Source organism: Sphingobium sp. FG125 (assembly GCF_057809795.1).
On the sequence record NZ_JBMDKQ010000004.1, the window covers coordinates 58292 to 77592 of the forward strand.

Sequence of the window (19301 nt, forward strand, 5' to 3'; positions counted from 1 at the left end):
TACCGGTCGCGCGCCGGTTTTTCGGTATTCGGATTGTCGGGATACGCCGCCGCGCCGGTGATGCTACCCGCCGGTGTCAATCAGCATCAGCGCGTCGAGCGCCACCGCCCCCTTGCCGACCGGATAGACCAGCACCGGGTTCAGATCGATCTCGCGGATAGCGGGTTCGGCTGCGAGCAGGCGCCCCACCGCGATCACGATATCGGCGACCGCGTCGACATCGAGCGCGGGCGATCCGCGAAAACCGTCGAACAATGCGGCGCTCTTCAGTTGCCGCAGTTCGGCGACGATCGCGTCGCGGGTCAGGTCGTGCGGCACGAGGCGGACGTCGTGGAGCAGTTCTGCCATCACCCCGCCAAAGCCGAGCAGGATTACCGGCCCCCATTCAGGATCGTTGCGCGCACCGACGATCAGTTCGGTGCCGCGCTCGCCCATCTTTTCCACCAGCACCCCGTCGAGGATCAGGCCGGGCCGGTGATGCGCGATATTGGCGGTCAGTCGGTCCCATCCGGCAGCCAGCGCGACCGGATCGGACAGGCCGACGATCACACCGCCCGCATCGCTCTTGTGCGACAGGTCGGCCGACTGCGCCTTGAGCACGACCGGCCATCCCATCGCTTCGGCGGCAGCCAGCGCTTCCTCTGCCGTGGTGGCAAGCGTCGCCGGAGGGAAGGGCACACCGAGCGGACCGAGCAATGCCTTGGCGCGATATTCGGGAATGACGCCGCCTTCGCTGGCGAGGCCGGGCAGGGGTGTGGGTGTGCCATCGGCTGCCGCGAAATCGCGGCCCGCATGGTCGGACAGGCGCTTGACCGCGCGATAGACACGTTCGGTGGTGGGGAAATAGGGTATGCCGAGCGCGCGCAATTCGTCGATATAGGCGGCCGGCACTTCCGCCCCTTCATCGAGGCCGACGACGATCACCGGCTTGGCGGGCTTCATGTCGCGGATCGCGGCGGCGACCGTCGGGAATTTGATCCTGCTGGTGCCGGGATCGGTCTGGATCAGCGGCACGATGATCGTACCGAAACGATCGTCGGTGACGAGCGCGGAGATCGTGCGACGATAAAGATCGGGATCGACCAGCCCCTGCGCGGTGATGTCGAGCGGGTTGGACACTGGCACGAAATCGGGAATGGCGGCGCGCAGCGCCGGGCTGTCGGCGTCGTGAATCACAGGGAGCGGCAGGCCGATCGCTTCACAGAAATCGAGGGTCAGGGCCTTGTAGGCACCCGACTCGACGACGACGGCGGCACCGCCCTGCGGCAAGGTTGGGCAGCGCAGCGCGATCTCGGCAATGTCGCCCAATTCCTCCAGCGTCTCGGCGAAGATCACGCCGGCGCGCTCGACAAGGGTGCGCATCACGGCATAGTCGCCCGCCATCGCACCGGTATGGGTGGCGGCGGATTCACGCGCGGCGCTGCTGGTGCCGGGATGGAGCAGGACGATGTGCTTGCCCGCCGCACGGGCGCGGCGCGCGGCCGCGAGGAAGCGGGCGGGCTTGCGGAACTGCTCGACGATCATCGCGATCACGCGCGTGTCGTCATGATCGATCAGATAATCGACATAATCCTCGACCCCGCTCGCCGCCTCGTTGCCCGTTGATACCGAAAAGGACAGCGGCAGCGCGCGGCTGATGAGCGAGACGCCCAGCACCGCTGCCATCGCGCCCGATTGCGACACGATGCCGATCCGCGCGCCGCTGTCGACCTTGACCGGGGGCAACTCGACGAAGGTCAGCGGGATGCCGTCGACGAAATTGACGAGGCCAAGGCAGTTCGGCCCCTCGATCACCATGCCCGCCGCATCGGCGATGCGCGCCAGTTCCTGCTGCTCCGCCATCCCCTCCGCGCCGCCTTCGGCGAACCCGGCGGAGAAGATGATCGCGGCGCCGACGCCCCGCGCCGCGAGCGCCCGGACGGTGTCGAGCACTGCGACTCGCGGGATCGCCAGCACGGCGGCATCGACGCCGTCGGGCAGGTCGGCGATGCTCTTGATGCATGCGCGGCCCCCGATCACGTCCCGCTTCGGATTGATGAGGTGGATGTCACCCGCAAACCGCTGACGTTCCAGATTGGTGAGCACCGATGCGCCGAGCGCGCCGGGCTTGTCGGATGCGCCGACGATCGCGATCGAACGCGGGCGAAGCAGTCGGTCGAGCGACGCGATCGTCATGGCGTGGCTCAGCCCTTCTGCTTGGAAAGGTCGTAGGCGCCCAGACCGGGCTTGTAGCTCTTGTCGTCGATGAACTGCTTGATGCCTTCCTTGCGACCGTCATTGTCGTAGCTGTTGGCGGCTTCCTGCGCGCGGATCAGATAATCCTCGGCATTGTCATAGGTCATTTCGCGCACGCGGCGGATCGCGTCCTTGGTCGCCTTCAGCGCGACCGGGTTCTTCTTCTTGAGGACATCGGCCACCTCGGCGACGCGGGCCTTGAGCCTGTCGAGCGGCAGCGCCTCGTTGACGAAGCCCCATTCGACGGCGGTCTTGCCGTCGATATTCTCGCCCATCATCGCATGGTACATGGCGTTGCGGAACGACGTCATCTCGGTCGCGATCTTGGCGGCACCGCCGCCGGGCAAAATGCCCCAGTTGATCTCCGACAGGCCGAACTGCGCGTCCTCCGCCGCAAAGGCCAGGTCGCAGGCGAACAGAGGGCCATAAGCGCCGCCGAAGCACCAGCCGTTGACCATCGCGATCGTCGGCTTCTGATACCAGCGCAGCCGCCGCCACCAGCCATAGCTTTCCCGCTGCGCGCCGCGCGTGCCCTGAAGCCCCTGCGCCTCCGTTTCGCGGAAATATTCCTTAAGGTCCATGCCGGCGGACCAGGCCGTGCCCTCGCCGGTCAGCACCAGCACGCCGACGTCGGCGCGAAATTCGAGATCATCGAGCACGCGCATCATCTGGCGGTTGAGGCGTGGCGACATGCAGTTGCGCTTGTCGGCGCGGTTGAAGCTGACCCAGGCGACGCCGTCCTCGACGGTGCAGGCGACGGTGGCGAGTTCGACAGGATCGATTTCGGTGGTCATGATACAGGCTCCTGAAATGGGGAAATGCGGTGGTCGGCTCGGATCAGATCGGAAAATGGCCGGGCTGGGTTTCGATCGTGATCCAGCGCAGTTCGGTGAAGCTGTCGATTCCGGCCTTGCCGCCGAAGCGGCCGTAGCCCGACCCTTTGACCCCGCCGAAGGGCATCTGCGCCTCGTCGTGTACGGTCGGACCGTTGATGTGGCAGATGCCCGACTTGATCTGGCGGGCGACGCGCAGGCCGCGGGCGGTGTCGCGGGTGAACACCGCAGCGGACAGGCCATATTCGGTGTCGTTGGCCAAGGCGATCGCCTCCGCCTCGTCCTTCGCGCGGATAATCGCGACGACCGGGCCGAAGCTCTCCTCGCGGAACAGCTTCATCGCGGGGGTCACGCGGTCGACGACGTGCGCGGGCATCAGCACGCCATTCGCCGCGCCACCGTTGAGCTGCTCGGCCCCCGCAGCCAGCGCATCATCGATCAGCCCGGCGACATGAGCGACGGTCTTGCTATCGACCACTGCGCCAAGCGGCGTCCTGCCCTCGCGCGGATCACCCACCGCCATCGTCGCCACCTTGGCGCTGAACTTCGCGGCGAAGGCGTCAGCGATTGCATCGACCACGATGATCCGCTCGGTCGACATGCAGATCTGGCCCTGGTTCATGAACGCGCCGAACGCCGCCGCCTTCACCGCCTCGTCGAGGTCCGCATCCTCAAGCACGATCAGCGGGGCCTTGCCGCCCAGTTCGAGCAGCGCGGGCTTGAGATGTTCGGCGCAGCGCCGGGCGATGATCCTGCCGACCGCAGTCGATCCGGTGAAATTGACCCGGCGCACCGCCGGATGGTCGATCAGCGCACCGACCACCTCGCCAGCATCGGCGGGCGCGTTGGTGATGAGGTTGACGACGCCGTCGCCCAGCCCCGCCTCGACGAACGCCTCGACGATCAGGCCGTGGGTGCGGGGGCATTGCTCGGACGCCTTGAGGATCACCGTGTTGCCGCAGGCGAGCGGCACCGCAATCGCCCGGACGCCCAGGATGATCGGCGCATTCCATGGCGCGATGCCCAGGACAACGCCGGCGGGTTCGCGCAGCGCCATCGCGATGCAGCCCGGCTTGTCGGAGGGGATGACCTCGCCGCCGATCTGGGTGGTGATGGCGGCCGCCTCACGCACCATACCGACCGCCAACGTCAGGTTGAACCGCGCCCATCCTTCGGTCGCGCCGATCTCGCTCATCATCGCATCGACGAAATCATCGGCCCTCGCCGCGAGCGAGTCGGCGGCTTTGGAGAGGATCGCGCGGCGCGCATTGGGACCGAGCGTCGACCAGGCGGGCAGGGCGGCGGCGGCGGCATCGCACGCGGCGATCGCGTCCGCCGTGCCTGCCGCCGCTGCGGCGGTGGCCACCGCACCGGTGACTGGATTGAGACGCTCAAACGTCGCCCCTGACATCGCGTGGCAAACCGTACCCCCGATGTTCAGATCGATATGCCGCATCGTGCTACTCTCCCTCATTATGCTATGATTCATAACAATCTCATTTGCCAATGGCAAGTCCGCTTTGTAAGAGGTGTCCATGGCCAGTTCATCCGACCGTCAATTTGAAAATCCCTTCGCTGGCCACCTTGGTTATCTGCTGCGGCGCGCGTCGAATGCGATCATTGGTGAGCTGGCGCACCGCCTCGACGCGGTGGGTCTGAAGGTTTCGGAGGCGTCGATCCTGCTACTGATCGAATGCAATCCGCAAATTACCCAGAGCGACCTTGGCCGGATACTAGGTATCAAACGCGCCAATATGGTGCCGCTGGCCGCCGGACTTGAGGAGCGCAAGCTAGTGACACGAGAGCCGGTCGACGGCCGATCGCAAGGGCTCGCCTTGACCCCGGTGGGACTGAAAATGTGCGTCCAAGCGCGAGAAGTCATGGAAGAACAAGAGCGACTAATTGTTGGCCGACTCGGCGGGGATGATCGACCGGCACGTTCAGTACTGACCAGGCTCTGGTCCTAAGCGGGCGCTGCTTCCATAGAGCGGCCATGCAGAGGGGACAGGGGTGATCGACGGCTGTTAGTGCCTGAACACAACTTTCCCGAACAAATTTCTATGTGAATTTAATACCTTGAGACGGCCGACGAGTTATATCGGATCAGATTGCCACTTCCATTGAGTTACAACATCGGTGATCCCGCGAAGGCGGGAGAGGGCTAGGAAAGCGCCCAGCTCGAACGGCGTTGAGGCAGCCGCTACCCCTTCACCACCGCATCGATCGCCTTCAGTTTCGCCAGCATCGGCGCGACCCAGTCGAGCGGCAGCATCACCGGCCCATCGGACGGCGCATTATCCGGGTCTTGATGCGCTTCGGCGAAGATCGCCGCGACGCCCGCCGCCACCGCGCTGCGGGCTAGCAGGGGGGCATATTCGCGCTGGCCGCCGGATGCGGAACCCAGGCCGCCGGGCTGCTGCACCGAATGGGTGGCGTCGAATATCACCGGATAGCCGGTCTGCGCCATCACCGGCAGCGCGCGCATGTCGCTGACCAAAGTGTTGTAGCCAAAGCTCGCGCCGCGCTCGGTCAGCAATATGCGATCATTGCCGGTCGAGGCGACCTTTTGCGCCACCGCAGCCATATCCCACGGGGCCATGAACTGCCCCTTCTTGACGTTGATGACCGCGCCGGTGCGTCCGGCGGCGAGCAGCAGGTCGGTCTGGCGGCACAGGAATGCGGGAATCTGGAGGATGTCGACCGCTTGAGCCGCCGCCTCCACCTGACCCGCATCATGCACGTCGGTCAGCACCGGGCAGCCCAATGTCGCCTTCACTTCGGCCAGGATCGCCAGCCCCGCGTCGATGCCGACGCCGCGCTGGCCCGACACCGATGTCCGGTTCGCCTTGTCGAAGGAGGATTTGAAGATGAACGGCACGCCGGCCTGCTGCGCAATCTGTGCCAGTGCGTCGGCCATGAACAGCGCATGGTCGCGGCTTTCGATCTGGCAGGGACCGGAAATGAGGACGAAGGGCAGGTCGTTGCCGATGGTGATCGGGCCGACCTTCACATGGTGGGGATCAGTCATGTCGGTCACTTGGGCGCTTTGGCAAAGCGCCGCAAGAGCTGGCCGCGCCACAGCCCCTTGCCCGGATGATAGTTCCAGCAGAACCAGCCGAAGAGCAGGCAGGCGATCAGCGAGGGCAGCGCCATCGGATCGCCATGGCTCTTCATATGGCGATAGAAAGTCATGTCCGCGCGCCACCGGTCCCGTTCGCTGCCGCCGCCATTGATGCCATAGGCATTGTCATGCTTCCTACAGCCGATGTTTCGGTTGTATTTACGGTGGTCTATGAAATAGCAGTAATCGCGTTCGGGCGTGTTCATGACCCGATTAGGGCCGGGGCAGTGCAAAAATTCAAGCGTAAAGTCTTTTATCTCGGCGGTTTTGATCCGCGCGGCGTGCGTTTTTACCACCAGCTCTATCGCGATCAGGCCGGTCGCTATGACCGGTTGAGCGGCGAGGATGTCATTGTGAGTGGCCGCCGGGCCGGGCCAGCGGGATCGGTCGTGTCCACGCTGTGGAGCGTGGACAATGCGCAGGCCGGGGTCGAAACAGATTATGAATTTCTCCGCTGGGAGGATCTGGTCGGCAAGGTGTGGATTCGCAATCCGCTGAAACTCGCCTGGCGATCGATCGCCACCTATGTCGGCCATGGCCGCTTCATGCAGTTCAAGCGGATGAAGACGCTGCGCCCCGGCCCGGTGCTGACCATTTGCTATCCGCCCTTTCTGGCGGTGATGATCCCGCTGCTGTTCGCGCTGCTCCCTGCGCTTCTGCTGTGGAGTGTGCTGCCCTTCTGGGCGGCGGCGCTGGCGGGGATTGTGATCAGCGCGGTGGCGTCGGGCAAATGGCTCAACAAGCTGGTAGTGCCATGGCTGCTGCGCTTTACCTATTATCATCATACGCTGGCCGCCGGGGGACCGGGGGAGGCGCTCGATGCGCGGCTTGATGCGTTCGCCCGTCGGATTTCTGAGGAACTCGACGAGCCGTGGGACGAAATATTGTTCCTCACCCATAGCGCAGGCACGATTTTGGGCATGTCGGTGATGCGGCGCCTGTTCGACCTGCGCGGCACAAGGCTGCCGGATCATTTCGCGATGGTCGGCATGGGCCAGGTGGTGCCGGTGGTTGCGCTGCGCACCGACGCGCGCTGGTATCATGCCGATTTGCGCGCGCTGGCCGACAAGCATTTCCGCTATGTCGATTTAAGTTTCCCGCCCGACGGCGCGGCCTATTTCAACGTCAATCCGCTGCTGCTGGAAAGCGACAGCCATGTGGCGCGGGTCGACATGCTCTCGCCGCGCTTCCACCTGTTCTACGATCCTGAAAATTATCATGGCGGCTGGTCGAACAAATATGAGGCGCATTTCGACTATCTGCGGGTGGGCGATCGCCTGTCCCCGGTCGATTTCCTGAGCCTGACGGCGGGCCGCCGCACCCTGGACGACGCGATCGCCGCATTCAGGACGATTCCATGACAGAACCGCTCTTCACCCCGCCCTTCCCGCAGCCCACGCGCAACAAGCGCACGATGCTGCGGCGCTTCTTCATCGGCTGGCACAGCTGGATTCATGTGCTGTTCGAAAAAAGCTATACGATGAAAATGGGGGAGGTGCGCGGGCGCGGGCAGCTCATGTATATCGCCAACGAACTGCCGCTGGTGGACCGTATCCTAAAGGGCGGGACGGAATTTCCCAAACATCATGAACTGGTCAAGGGGCTGTGGCCGCTGATCGGGGATGGCGTCTTTTCCGCCAATGGCGCGGACTGGGAAAATCAGCGGGCGATGATCAATCCCGCCTTTGCCCATACCGCGATGCACAAGACGATGCCGCTGATGGTCGGCGCCGTCGCGGCATTTCTCGCGCGGATCGACGGGATGGACCGCAGCAAAGCGATCAACATCGACGCGATGATGACCCATGTGGCCGCCGACATCATCTTTCGCACGCTGTTTTCGCAGACGCTGGATACCAAACGCTCCTTCATCATCCATCAGGCGTTCGGGCGGTTTCAGCGCTATTCCCATTCCGCCTCGATGCTGGGCCTCTATGGTCTGCCGAGCCGCTGGTTCGAACGCTGGTCGGAACGGCCCGCCAACGCCATTCGCGGCGTGTTCGCGCCGATCGTGGAGGAACGTTACAACGCCTTCCATGCCGGCGAACCGGGCGATCATAATGACATTCTCCAGTCGATCATCGCCGCCAAAAGCCCCAGCACGGGCGAACATTTCACCTTAAAAGCGGTGATGGATCAGGTCGCGACCATCTTCCTGGCGGGCCATGAAACATCCGCCAGCACCATGACCTGGGCGCTCTACCTCTTGTCGGAATGCGCGCATATTCAGGAGCGCGCGCGAGCCGAGGTGATGGCGGTGGCGGGCGACGCGCCGCTGACCCCGGCGATGCTCAAGGACATGGGCGTGGTGCGCAACGTGTTCAAGGAAACGCTGCGCCTCTACCCCCCGCTCGCCTTCTTCCCGCGCGAAGTGCCCTGCCCGATGCGGATGCGCGACAAGGATCTCGTCCCCGGCGCGATGCTGGTGGTTGCCCCCTGGCTGACCCAACGCAACAACGATAATTGGGCCTGCCCGCACAGTTTCGATCCCGACCGCTTCGACGATCCGGCCAATGCCGACATGATCAAGCAGGCCTGGCTGCCCTTCAGCCGTGGCCCGCGCGTGTGCGTCGGCGCAGGCTTTGCCCAGCAGGAGGTGATGACCGTGATCGCCGACATATTGCGCCACTATCGCCTGTCGGTGCGGCCGGGCTACAAACCCGAACCGATCAGCCGCCTGACCGTGCGCCCGCGCAAGGGGATGTGGCTGATGTTCGAGAAACTCGCAAACTGACCCAAATTCCCGTTCGTTTCGAGCGAAGTCGAGAAACCCGCGCACGACGTTTCTCGACGTAGTTTATCCTGAGCGCCTGCCGCAGGCGGGCAGTCGAAGGGCTCGAAACGAACGGAGGCGGGCGTCACGCCACCTCCTCCTCCGGCACGACATCCACCATCGCCTGGATGCTCTGGCCCCCGCCGCCCACGAACAGGCCGTCCATCGGCGCGACGTCGGCATAGTCGCGGCCCATGGCGACGAAAATATGGCCGTTGCCGGTGATGCAGCCATTGGTGGGATCAAGGCCGATCCAGCCGCGCGTCGGCCCGCACCATAGCATGACCCAGGCGTGCATCGCGTCCGCGCCGATCAGTCGGGGGCGACCGGGCGGCGGATCGGTGCGCAGATAGCCGCTGACATAGGCGGCGGGCAGCCCGGCCAGCCGCAGCGCGACCACCATGACATGGGCGAAATCCTGGCACACGCCATGGCGCGCGGCAAAGGCGTCGGCGACAGGGGTGCTGGCATCGGTCGCGCCCGGATCATAGGCAAATTCTGCCCGGATGCGCTGCGCCAGCGCCAGCGCGGCGGCGACGATCGGTTGGTCCGGGGCCAGCGTATCGGCGGCCCAGTCGTCCACCTCCGCCAGCAACGGCGCGCGGGTGGAGGCGTAGAGATAGAGGGCGGGGGCGGACGCGCTCATGTCGCGATCGACCAGCGCCGCCTTGGCCACCGCGCCGATGGTGGGATCATCGGGCTGGGGTTCGGGCGGCGCGCTGTCCTGCACGCCGATGCGGAAGCGGCTCTCGATCGTGAGCTGCCGGATCGGGCTTTCGATCACCAGCCGCGCGACATGGACCGGCCATGCGCCGGGGCGCGACGCGATGGTCGAAGGGACCGGATCGACCGTCAGCGCATAGTCCGACGTCCATTGCCCGGCCCAGGGCGCGGGGCGCAGGCGCAGGTTGAAGCGGGCAAGCCGCATCGGCGCGGCATAGCGCAATATGGTCTGGTGGCGGACATGGTAGATCATGACAAAAGGTCCGCTCCATCGGCCTTTTCCGCCTTGCGCACTTGCAGGAAATAGCGCTGGCCGATCGCGTCGGACAGGGCCAGCAGGCGGTTTTCGACGTCGTTTATGTCACCGATGGTCAGCATATCCCCGGTCAGCGGGCTGAGCCGCGCGACCAGCGCGTCGGCCAGGCGCTTTGGCTCCTCCGGCATACCGTCGGCGCGCAGCGTCGGCAGCGCCGCGACATGATCGGCCAGTCGCTGCGCCTGATAGACGATGGCGCGCGGATTATGCGGCTCCAGCGCGACCAGATCGCGCACCGGGGGCAGCGCCGGGCCGGTCAGATAGCGGGTGCGATAGCTGATCTGGCTGTCATTGAGGTCCAGCAACACGGTGAGGTCGTCCGCGCTCGCGCCATCGCTACCGAACAGGCCGAGCAGGCGGCAGCCATTGATCGCCCGCTCCATCCGCCGCCCCATATCGTGGAAGCGCCAGCCTTCGGTCCTGCCCATATTTTCCGCCGCCAGCCCCGACAGCGCCGAAATCCGCTCGATCATGCGGGACGAGGCGTCGAGCAGGGTTTCGGTCACCGCGCCGTCGAAGGTTGGCAGAGGCAGGCGCACCAGCCGCCAGAAATCGCTGGCCAGCCGGTCGCGCAGCCCTTCGCCGATATTGCCGACGCTGGCCATGAGCGCGCGGACGCTGCCCGACTGGCGCGCATCGCCGAGCGCGGTAGCACAGAGCGGGCCGACCGGGCCACCGCCGTCGCGGGCGATCGCCCCCCACAGCACCAATTGCCCCACCAGCCGGTTCATCGTCGGCGACGCGACCGAGGGGCCAAGGTCGGCCTCGATCGAGCCGCCGACAATGGCCCGGATCAGCCGCAGCGTCATTTCTGTCCGCTCGATATAGCGTCCCAGCCAATAGAGATTGTCCGCTGCCTTGGCCGGGAGCATTCCGCCGATTCGCCGGATCGCGGGCGCACCGCCGCCAAGCAGCGTGTCGGGCGGCACCGGCTGGCTGTCGACCACACACATATCGGCGGACATTTCGCCCTTGCCCATCAAAGCCGCGCGAATGTCGCCATGGCCCGCCAGCCGCGCGAAAGCGCCAGGCATCACCCGCCACTGGCCCTGCGCGTCGCGCGCCACGAATACGCGCAGGGTAAAGGGCAGGGGGGTCAGCCGTCCGTCGACCACTGCCGGGGTGGTGGAGAGTTTCACCACCTCCTGCCCGACATAATCCATCGGCCGCCGGTCCATCGCCGCTGCCAGCGTGGCGCGCTGCCGGTCGTTCAGCGCCGATCCGGGGGTGAAGCGCGCATCGGGCAGGCCCGCCACATCCTGATCGAAGGCGGAGCCGACGACCAGCCGGTCCAGCCGGTCGCGCACATAGGCGCGCTCCTCGCCCTGGCCGCACCACCAGGTTGCGATATTGGGCAGGATCAGGTCCGCGCCCAGCAGCGCCTTGCTCAACTGCGGCAGGAAGGCGGCAAAGGCGCGCGATTCGATCACGCCAGCCCCCGGCCAGTTGCTCAGCACCAGCCCGCCGCGCGCGCAGGCATCGAACAGGTCGGGCACGCCGATGCGCGACTTGCTGTCAAACGCCAGCGGATCCATGAAGCGGCTGTCCATCCAGCGCCAGAGGCCATCTATGCGCTTCAAACCCTGGATCGTGCGGACGAATAATTGCCCGTCGGTGACGATCAGATCCTCGCCCTCGACCAGCAACAAGCCCAGATAGCGCGCGAGATGCGCCTGTTCGGCATAGCTCTGGTTGAAACGGCCCGGCGTCAGCAGGCCGATGCGCGGGTCGGATCGTTCGCAATCGGCGGCCAGCCCCCGGCGCAGATCGTCGAAAAAGGGTGCCAGCCGCCGCGTGTTCATGGCGCCCAGCAGATCGCCGGTCGCACGCGACAAAGCGAGGCGGTTTTCCAGCGCATAGCCCACCCCCACCGGGGTCCGCACCCGATCGGCCAAAACCCGCCATTCGCCTGCCGGACCACGGCCAATGTCGGCGGCGTAGAAATGGAGGTGATGGCCGCGCGGCGGCGGGGTGCCGGTCATGACCCGCCAATAATGCGGGCTGCCGGTGATGACGCTGGCGGGCAGCTTGCCATCGCGCACCAGCGACTGGCTGCCATAAATGTCGCCGATCACCTGCTCCAGCAACTCGGCGCGCTGGGCCAGACCCTGTTCGATATGCGCCCATTCGCCAGCGTCAATCAGCATCGGGATCGGGCCGAGCGGCCAGGAGCGTTCCTGTTCGTCGCCGGTCAGGCGGAACGCCATGCCCAGGTCAATCGCCTGCCGCGCGACATTGTCCGCCAGCATCGCCGGATCGCCCTGCGCCTGTGTGGACAGGCGATCGAACATCGCGCGCCAGCGCTTGCCCATGGCGGGCGACGCACCGGCAAACAGATCGCCCGCCGGTGCGGTGGCCAGATAGGCGTCGGCCCAGTTCAGTCTTGTATCCGCGTCCACCAAAACGCCCTCAAGCGCCCGGATGCCTGAAGCGCAGGTCCAGCGTCATCGGGAACTCGCCCGCCGGTTCGGCAGCGGGCATGTCGACCGGGCCGGGGGTGTGGCCATGGTCCTGAAAGCGCGCCTTGCGCCGCGCTTCGGCTTCATAACCGTTGATCGGCAGCGTGTCGTAATTGCGTCCGCCCGGATGCGCGACATGATAGACGCAGCCGCCCAGCGACCGCCCGCTCCAGCTGTCCAGCACGTCGAAGGTCAGCGGCGCATTGGCGGGCAGGTTTGGGTGCATACAATTGGCCGGTGCCCACGCCTTGTAGCGGACGCCGCCCACGCCTTCGCCCGGCACGGCGGTTGCCGTCATCGGCACCTGCCGTCCGTTGCACGCAACGATATGCCGTCCGGCGACCAGACCCGTGGCGCGGACCTGCAACCGCTCGGTCGAACTGTCGACATAGCGCACCGTGCCACCGATCGCCCCGGTTTCGCCCAGCACGTTCCAGGGTTCGAGCGCATGGCTGATTTCCAGCCCGACGCCACCCGCATCGACCGTGCCATGGATGGGGAAGCGGAATTGCCGCTGCGCCTCGAACCAGTTGGGGTCGAAATCATAGCCTGCGCCGCGCAGGTCGGAGAGGATTTCCAGAAAGTCCGCCCAGACGAAATGGGGCAGCATGAAACGGTCATGCAGGGTCGTCCCCCAGCGCACCAGATTGCCCTGCTGCGGTTGCCGCCAGAACCACGCCGCCAGCGCCCGGATCAGCAATTGCTGCGCCAGGCTCATCCGCGCTTCGGGCGGCATTTCAAAACCGCGAAACTCCAACAGCCCCAGCCGTCCGGTCGGGCCATCGGGCGAAAACATCTTGTCGATGCAGATTTCGGTGCGGTGGGTGTTGCCGGTCACATCGACCAGCAGGTTGCGGAACAATCGATCGACCAGCCATGGTGGCGGCGAAGCACCTTCCCCCGCGAACGGATTGGGCACCTGCGCCAGCGCGATCTCCAGCTCGTAAAGGCCGTCATGCCGCGCTTCGTCGATCCGCGGAGCCTGACTCGTCGGCCCGATGCACAGGCCGGAGAAGAGGTAGGAGAGCGAAGGGTGCCGCTGCCAGTAGAGGACGAAGCTTTTGAGCAGGTCGGGCCGCCGGATGAAGGGCGAATCCGTCAATGTCGGCCCGCCCAGCACGATATGATTGCCCCCGCCGGTGCCGACCGACCGGCCATCGACCATGAATTTGTCGGCGGTCAGATCGCATTCGCGGGCATAGGCGTACAGCTGTTCGGTGATCGCGACCGTCTCGTCCCAGCTGGAGGCGGGATGGACATTCACCTCGATCACGCCGGGGTCGGGCGTCGCCTTCAACACCGCGATGCGCGGGTCGGGCGGGGGCGAATAGCCTTCGATCCGCACCGGAATCCGCAGCGCTTCGGCTGCCGCCTCTACCTCCGCGATCAGCTCCAGATAATCTTCCAGCGCCTGCACCGGCGGCAGGAACACCGACAGATAATGGCCGCGCGGCTCGACCGTCACGGCGGTGCGGACGGCACCCTCGATGATGACCTGCTCGACCCGCTCCTGCGCGGCCATGCCGCCTTCGGGTCCCGCGACCCGCTGCGACTGTTGCGCACGCACCTCCTCGACATTGGCCTGTTGCACGACCTGCGCCCGGAAATCGGGCAAAGGTTCGCGCGGCTCACTGGTGTCGCGCGGGTGGATATAGGGATAATCCGACGGCGGCACATAGGGCAGGGAGCCGAGCGGTAGGCGGTAACCCAGCGCCGAATCCCCCGGCACCGCGAACAGCTTGCCGCGCCGCAACTGCCAGATTTCGCTCTGCCAGCGCGGCTTTGTGGTCTGCGATTGCCAGCGCTGCACCGGCAGCACATAGCCGACCGGCTGGTCCAGCCCACGCTCGAACGTCTTGACCATCCGCGCGCGCGCTTCGGGGTCGCTGATCTTGGGATCGTCGGTGGTGGCGTTGATCGGCAGTTCCGATTCCTTGATCGACCAGACCGCCGGGTCCTCGAACACCGCATGGGTATATTCGTCGGAAAAGCCCATATTGGCGGCCATATGGCCCAGGAAGGCGCGGGCGTCGTCAGGCGTGACCGTGCGCGCGCCATCGGGCGCATCGTCGGGCGCGATCAGGCTTTCATCGTGCCAGATCGGCGTGCCGTCGGTGCGCCAATAGACCGCATAGGCCCAGCGCGGCAGGCTTTCGCCGGGATACCATTTGCCCTGCCCATGATGCAGCAGGCCGCCCGGCGCGAATGTGCCACGCAGCTTGCGGATCAGCCGGTCGGCATAGGCCGCCTTGGTCGGGCCGACCGCATCGCCATTCCATTCGCCCGCGTCGCCGCCATCCACCGCCACGAAGGTCGGCTCGCCGCCGATGGTCAGCCGCATGTCCTGGGCTGCCAAATCCGCGTCGACCTTCGCCCCCAGCGCCATCACCGCGTCCCAGCGCTTGTCGGTAAAGGGCTTGGTGATCCGCACCGCTTCGGCAATGCGGGACACGGTCATCGCGAAATCGAAATCGACCTCGGCGGGTTCGGCCATGCCGCTGATCGGCGCGGCGGACTTGTAATGCGGCGTCGCGCACAGCGGAATATGCCCTTCGCCTGCAAACATGCCGCTGGTCGCGTCCAGCGCCACCCAGCCCGCGCCCGGCACATAGGCCTCTGCCCAGGCGTGCAGGTCAACGACGTCTTGGCTGACCCCCTTTGGTCCCTCGATCGGCTCGACATCAGCGACCAGCTGGATCGAGTATCCCGACACGAAGCGCGCGGCAAAGCCCAGCCGCCGCAGCAATTGCACCAGCAGCCAGGCCGAATCGCGGCACGATCCTGTGCCGATCTCCAGCGTCTCCTCCGGCGTCTGGACGCCTGCCTCCATGCGGATGACATAGCCGACCTGTTGTTGCAGGCGGCGGTTCACCTCGACCAGAAAGTCCACGGTGCGGCTCTGATAACCGTCATATTGCGCCACCATCGCCTCGAACATCGCGCCCTGCGGCTCCACGTCGAAATAGGCGGCCAGATCGGTTTTCAGCTGATCGTCATAGGCGAAGGGATAATTTTCCGCATAGGGTTCCACGAAGAAATCGAACGGGTTGATGATGTCCAGATCGGCGAGCAGGTCGACCTCGATACTGAAATGATCGACTGGCTCTGGAAAGACGACCCGCGCCAGCCAGTTGCCGTGCGGGTCCTGCTGCCAGTTCAGGAAATGCCCCGCCGGTTCGATTTTCAGCGCATAATTGGGCACCTTGGTCCGGCTGTGCGGCGCGGGGCGCAGGCGGATAACCTGTGGGCCAAGCCGGATCGAGCGGCTGTAGCGATAGGCGGTGCGGTGGTGGAGCGCGGCTTTGAGCATGGCGCGGATCAAACGCTACCCCCTGTTGCAATGCAATATGCAAATGATTTGGCGGGCAAAGAATCTGCGCGGACACGGCTCGCCCCGGCGATGCAGCGACAAGCCACTGGACCCCGCGCGCGAAACCCCTTACCCTTCCCGCCATCCCCGGGGGACCGTCCGCAGACGGTTGAGAGGCGGCTTTGTGGCCGCGACCCGCTGAACCTGATCCGGCTAACACCGGCGTAGGGAGGGTAAGCGCGCACTCACACCGCCCGCATTCTCTCTCTTTCGCTGCAAGGAGAGTGACTTATGGCAGACGTCCCCGCCCGTACCGAGATGCCCGAAGCCGAAGGCTTCATCCGCCGGCAGGCGGCAATGAACGTTACGACAGGCGCAATCCGTGGATCGAAGAAAATCCATGTCGGCCCGCTCAGGGTTGCGATGCGCGAAATCACGCTGGAGCCGGGCAGCGGCGAAGCACCGGTGCGGGTATACGACACGTCCGGTCCCTATACCGACCCCAATGCGCAGATCGACATCATGGCGGGCCTGCCCCAGCTGCGCCGCGACTGGATATTGGCGCGCGGCGATGTGGAGGAATATGATCCCCGCGAGGTAAAGCCCGAAGATAACGGCCTCAAAGGCCCCGACCGCTCCGGCGGCGTCGCCCAATTCCCCGGCCTCCATCGCCGCCCCTTGCGCGCGAAGCCCGGCGCGAATGTCAGCCAGATGCACTATGCCCGTCGCGGCATCATCACCCCGGAAATGGAATATGTCGCGGAACGCGAAAATCTGGGCCGCGCGCGCCTCGCTGAATATATCCGCGACGGGCAGGATTGGGGCGCGGCAATCCCCGATTATGTGACGCCGGAGTTCGTCCGCGACGAAGTGGCGCGCGGTCGGGCGATCATCCCCAGCAACATCAACCACCCCGAATCCGAACCGATGGCGATCGGCCGCAATTTCCTGGTCAAGATCAACGCCAATATCGGCAACTCCGCCGTCGCCAGCGATGTCGCGTCCGAAGTCGACAAGCTGGTCTGGTCGATCCGCTGGGGCGCGGACACGGTCATGGACCTCAGCACCGGTCGCAACATCCACGACACGCGCGAATGGATTTTGCGCAACTCGCCGGTCCCGATCGGCACCGTCCCCATCTATCAGGCGCTCGAAAAGGTCGGCGGCGTGGCCGAGGATCTGACCTGGGAGATTTTCCGCGACACGCTGATCGAGCAGGCCGAACAGGGCGTCGATTATTTCACCATCCATGCGGGCGTGCGCCTCGCCTATATCCCGATGACGGCGAAGCGCGTCACCGGCATCGTCTCGCGCGGCGGCTCCATCATGGCGAAATGGTGCCTCAGCCATCACAAGGAAAGCTTCCTCTACGAGCATTTCGACGAGATCACCGAAATCTGCAAAGCCTATGACATCGCCTACTCGCTGGGTGACGGCCTGCGCCCCGGATCGATCGCCGACGCCAATGACGAAGCGCAGTTCAGCGAACTCTATACGCTGGGCGAACTGACCAAGCGCGCTTGGGAACAGGATGTGCAGGTGATGATCGAGGGGCCGGGCCATGTCCCCATGCACAAGATCAAGCAGAATATGGACAAGCAACTCGAAGCCTGCGGCGAAGCGCCCTTCTACACGCTGGGGCCGCTCACCACCGACATCGCGCCGGGTTATGACCATATCACCAGCGGCATCGGCGCGGCCATGATCGGCTGGTATGGCACGGCGATGCTTTGCTATGTAACGCCCAAGGAGCATCTGGGCCTGCCCGACCGCGACGACGTAAAGGTCGGCGTGGTCACCTACAAACTGGCCGCCCACGCCGCCGACCTCGCCAAGGGTCACCCCGCGGCCAAGGTCCGCGACGACGCACTGAGCCGCGCCCGCTTTGAGTTCCGCTGGCGCGACCAGTTCAACCTCAGCCTCGACCCCGACACGGCCGAGCAATATCACGACCAGACGCTACCGGCGGAAGGCGCGAAGTCAGCGCATTTCTGCTCCATGTGCGGCCCCAAATTCTGTTCGATGAAAATCACGCAGGAGGTACGGGATTTCGCCGCCAAGCAGAATCAGGACGCCGATACGTTCATCGCGGCCAATCCTCCCCGGCACGGGGAGGGGGACCAGCCGCAGGCTGGTGGAGGGCGCGCGCCGCTGAACGCAGCCCTTGCCGAACAGGGCATGGCGGAAATGAGCCGGGTGTTCAGAGAAACCGGCAGCGAGCTGTATATGGGCGCTGGGGACAGGGAGCGGGATTGAGAGTTAAGATATGGTTTTAATCTCCTCTACGCGCCGGATCAGAAAACAGGAGCACATACGGCGCGTATTGATACACTCGATATCTATCTTGTCCCGTGATCTCGACCAATATATTTGCTTCGACCATTCTTTGTACAAGTTCGCTAGCGGGCGGAAAGCTGATCTTGAGTTGGTCTCTTACAAGGCTAACAGTAGTGTATGGTTTGCGATAAAGTGATTCTAATATTCTTAATCCGTTACCTGCGGCACGTCCAAATTTGTCGGTGATTCTTGCTCGGTGAGTTTCACGCAGAGACACGATCGATCTGGCTGTTTCTGTCGCTTCTAGGCTTACTGTTGCCACTCCATGAAGGAAGAATTTTATCCACTCTTCCCAAGCGCCATCATCGCGAACTTTTTGCAAAAGCTCATAATAGCGTAATCTGTTAGTTTTGAAATAATGCGAAAGATAGAGGACCGGCTTTATCAGAATTTCGTTCTGACAGAGAAAAAATGCGATCAACAGTCGTCCAATTCGTCCATTCCCGTCCAAAAAAGGATGAATAGTCTCGAATTGTGCGTGAATCATGCCAATTTTTATCAAAGGTGGTATGTATTCATCGCTATGGATAAATTTTTCGAGATCTGAAAGCAGTCCTTCCACTTCGTGTGGTGGAGGTGGTACAAAAATTGCGTCATTCAGGGACGATCCACCAGGTCCTATCCAGTTCTGACTTCGGCGAATTTCACCTGGGTTCATATGATTGCCTCTAACCCCAGCAAGCAATTTTTCATGTATTTCTCGGATCAACCGGACCGAAATCGGCAAATCCGGCAATCGCCTCAACCCATGGTTCATGGCATTGACGTAATTCAGGACCTCGCCGACATCGCTTGGTCTGCTACTGTCGTTTATAGCTGCTTCCGCTTCTAGCAAATCGTTCAACGATGACTGAGTACCTTCGATCTGGCTTGACAGTACCGCTTCTTTTCTCACGTACATGAAAACAAACATATCGGGATCAGGTAGCGTCTGTATCGAGCCATCCAATCGGCCAAGCGCTCTGTCGGCTTTTGACAGAAGCGTCTGAAGTTCGCTGTCCCATTCCAGTGGTGGTGTAGGAGGCAATGGTTCGGGCATGAAAGCGGCATAATGGGCAGCCTGCCGAATATAGCGTCCAGCGCGATATCTAAATGCCTCCGTCATAATCAGCCTTTTAAATTAGGGTAGAGCTTCACTACGTGTCTTTTTTTGCCATGGTCAAGGGCTAGCCTGAATTACAGGTGGATTTCTAG

13 protein-coding genes and 1 riboswitch are annotated in these 19301 nt (G+C 64.0%); of the genes, 4 read left to right on the plus strand and 9 right to left on the minus strand.

From position 1 onward, the window contains the following. Window positions 1-63: 63 nt before the first annotated feature. The 3 genes from ACODSR_RS04985 to ACODSR_RS04995 are packed head-to-tail and all read right to left on the minus strand — an operon-like array spanning window position 64 to window position 4524. Complete coding sequence (locus ACODSR_RS04985; protein ID WP_489074286.1) at window positions 64-2175, minus strand: acetate--CoA ligase family protein; 2112 nt, start codon at window positions 2173-2175, stop codon at window positions 64-66. 8 nt (window positions 2176-2183) lie between these two features. Beyond that, on the minus strand, window positions 2184-3029 hold the full coding sequence (locus ACODSR_RS04990) for a p-hydroxycinnamoyl CoA hydratase/lyase (RefSeq protein ID WP_489074288.1): 846 nt from the start codon (window positions 3027-3029) through the stop codon (window positions 2184-2186). Between the two features lie 43 nt (window positions 3030-3072). After that, a complete protein-coding gene (locus ACODSR_RS04995; protein WP_489074290.1) occupies window positions 3073-4524 on the minus strand; it encodes an aldehyde dehydrogenase in 1452 nt (483 codons plus the stop codon). 79 nt (window positions 4525-4603) lie between these two features. On the opposite strand from ACODSR_RS04995, the gene ACODSR_RS05000 reads away from it, so the two are divergent. Continuing rightward, on the plus strand, window positions 4604-5035 hold the full coding sequence (locus ACODSR_RS05000; RefSeq protein WP_489074292.1) for a MarR family winged helix-turn-helix transcriptional regulator: 432 nt from the start codon (window positions 4604-4606) through the stop codon (window positions 5033-5035). A gap of 233 nt (window positions 5036-5268) precedes the next feature. Here ACODSR_RS05000 and kdsA read toward each other — a convergent pair whose 3' ends face one another. Beyond that, window positions 5269-6096: a 3-deoxy-8-phosphooctulonate synthase gene (gene kdsA / locus ACODSR_RS05005; protein ID WP_489074616.1), complete on the minus strand. Its 828-nt coding sequence runs from the start codon at window positions 6094-6096 to the stop codon at window positions 5269-5271. Window positions 6097-6101: 5 nt separating this feature from the next. Beyond that, the gene (locus ACODSR_RS05010) at window positions 6102-6395 is read right to left on the minus strand and encodes a hypothetical protein (RefSeq protein WP_489074294.1); all 294 of its coding nucleotides are present in this window, start codon (window positions 6393-6395) and stop codon (window positions 6102-6104) included. A gap of 21 nt (window positions 6396-6416) precedes the next feature. Here ACODSR_RS05010 and ACODSR_RS05015 point away from each other — a divergent pair, with 21 nt between their 5' ends. Then, window positions 6417-7550: a hypothetical protein gene (locus ACODSR_RS05015; RefSeq protein ID WP_489074296.1), complete on the plus strand. Its 1134-nt coding sequence runs from the start codon at window positions 6417-6419 to the stop codon at window positions 7548-7550. After that, on the plus strand, window positions 7547-8923 hold the full coding sequence (locus tag ACODSR_RS05020; RefSeq protein ID WP_489074298.1) for a cytochrome P450: 1377 nt from the start codon (window positions 7547-7549) through the stop codon (window positions 8921-8923). Before ACODSR_RS05015 ends, ACODSR_RS05020 begins: the two co-directional genes overlap by 4 nt. A gap of 124 nt (window positions 8924-9047) precedes the next feature. Here the strand turns inward: ACODSR_RS05020 and ACODSR_RS05025 are convergent, their stop codons facing one another. From ACODSR_RS05025 to ACODSR_RS05035, 3 genes are all read right to left on the minus strand, one after another. Further along, a complete protein-coding gene (locus tag ACODSR_RS05025; protein ID WP_489074300.1) occupies window positions 9048-9938 on the minus strand; it encodes a transglutaminase family protein in 891 nt (296 codons plus the stop codon). Beyond that, a complete protein-coding gene (locus tag ACODSR_RS05030) occupies window positions 9935-12313 on the minus strand; it encodes a circularly permuted type 2 ATP-grasp protein (protein ID WP_489074618.1) in 2379 nt (792 codons plus the stop codon). Before ACODSR_RS05030 ends, ACODSR_RS05025 begins: the two co-directional genes overlap by 4 nt. Window positions 12314-12410: 97 nt before the next feature. Further along, window positions 12411-15770 carry a transglutaminase family protein gene (locus ACODSR_RS05035; protein ID WP_489074620.1) on the minus strand — a complete coding sequence of 1120 codons (3360 nt, stop codon included), beginning with the start codon at window positions 15768-15770 and terminating at the stop codon, window positions 12411-12413. Between the two features lie 138 nt (window positions 15771-15908). Further along, window positions 15909-16018, plus strand: a riboswitch (TPP riboswitch). A 43-nt stretch (window positions 16019-16061) separates the two neighbouring features. Between ACODSR_RS05035 and thiC the strand changes: the two genes are divergently transcribed. Then, window positions 16062-18026 (plus strand): phosphomethylpyrimidine synthase ThiC, encoded by a 1965-nt coding sequence (thiC, locus tag ACODSR_RS05040; protein WP_489074302.1) that lies wholly within the window; start codon window positions 16062-16064, stop codon window positions 18024-18026. A gap of 16 nt (window positions 18027-18042) precedes the next feature. Here thiC and ACODSR_RS05045 read toward each other — a convergent pair whose 3' ends face one another. Then, window positions 18043-19212: a Fic family protein gene (locus tag ACODSR_RS05045; protein WP_489074304.1), complete on the minus strand. Its 1170-nt coding sequence runs from the start codon at window positions 19210-19212 to the stop codon at window positions 18043-18045. Window positions 19213-19301 lie beyond the last annotated feature (89 nt).

Bases quoted from the DNA above. Each gene is read 5' to 3' on its own strand.
- ACODSR_RS05045 (WP_489074304.1), bottom strand. From the start codon at position 19,212: ATGACGGAGGCATTTAGATATCGCGCTGGACGCTATATTCGGCAGGCT.
- ACODSR_RS05000 (WP_489074292.1), top strand. From the start codon at position 4,604: ATGGCCAGTTCATCCGACCGTCAATTTGAAAATCCCTTCGCTGGCCAC.
- ACODSR_RS05035 (WP_489074620.1), bottom strand. From the start codon at position 15,770: ATGCTCAAAGCCGCGCTCCACCACCGCACCGCCTATCGCTACAGCCGC.
- ACODSR_RS04995 (WP_489074290.1), bottom strand. From the start codon at position 4,524: ATGCGGCATATCGATCTGAACATCGGGGGTACGGTTTGCCACGCGATG.
- ACODSR_RS05010 (WP_489074294.1), bottom strand. From the start codon at position 6,395: ATGAACACGCCCGAACGCGATTACTGCTATTTCATAGACCACCGTAAA.
- ACODSR_RS05020 (WP_489074298.1), top strand. From the start codon at position 7,547: ATGACAGAACCGCTCTTCACCCCGCCCTTCCCGCAGCCCACGCGCAAC.
- ACODSR_RS05030 (WP_489074618.1), bottom strand. From the start codon at position 12,313: ATGGGCAAGCGCTGGCGCGCGATGTTCGATCGCCTGTCCACACAGGCG.
- thiC (WP_489074302.1), top strand. From the start codon at position 16,062: ATGGCAGACGTCCCCGCCCGTACCGAGATGCCCGAAGCCGAAGGCTTC.
- kdsA (WP_489074616.1), bottom strand. From the start codon at position 6,096: ATGACTGATCCCCACCATGTGAAGGTCGGCCCGATCACCATCGGCAAC.
- ACODSR_RS05025 (WP_489074300.1), bottom strand. From the start codon at position 9,938: ATGATCTACCATGTCCGCCACCAGACCATATTGCGCTATGCCGCGCCG.
- ACODSR_RS04990 (WP_489074288.1), bottom strand. From the start codon at position 3,029: ATGACCACCGAAATCGATCCTGTCGAACTCGCCACCGTCGCCTGCACC.
- ACODSR_RS04985 (WP_489074286.1), bottom strand. From the start codon at position 2,175: ATGACGATCGCGTCGCTCGACCGACTGCTTCGCCCGCGTTCGATCGCG.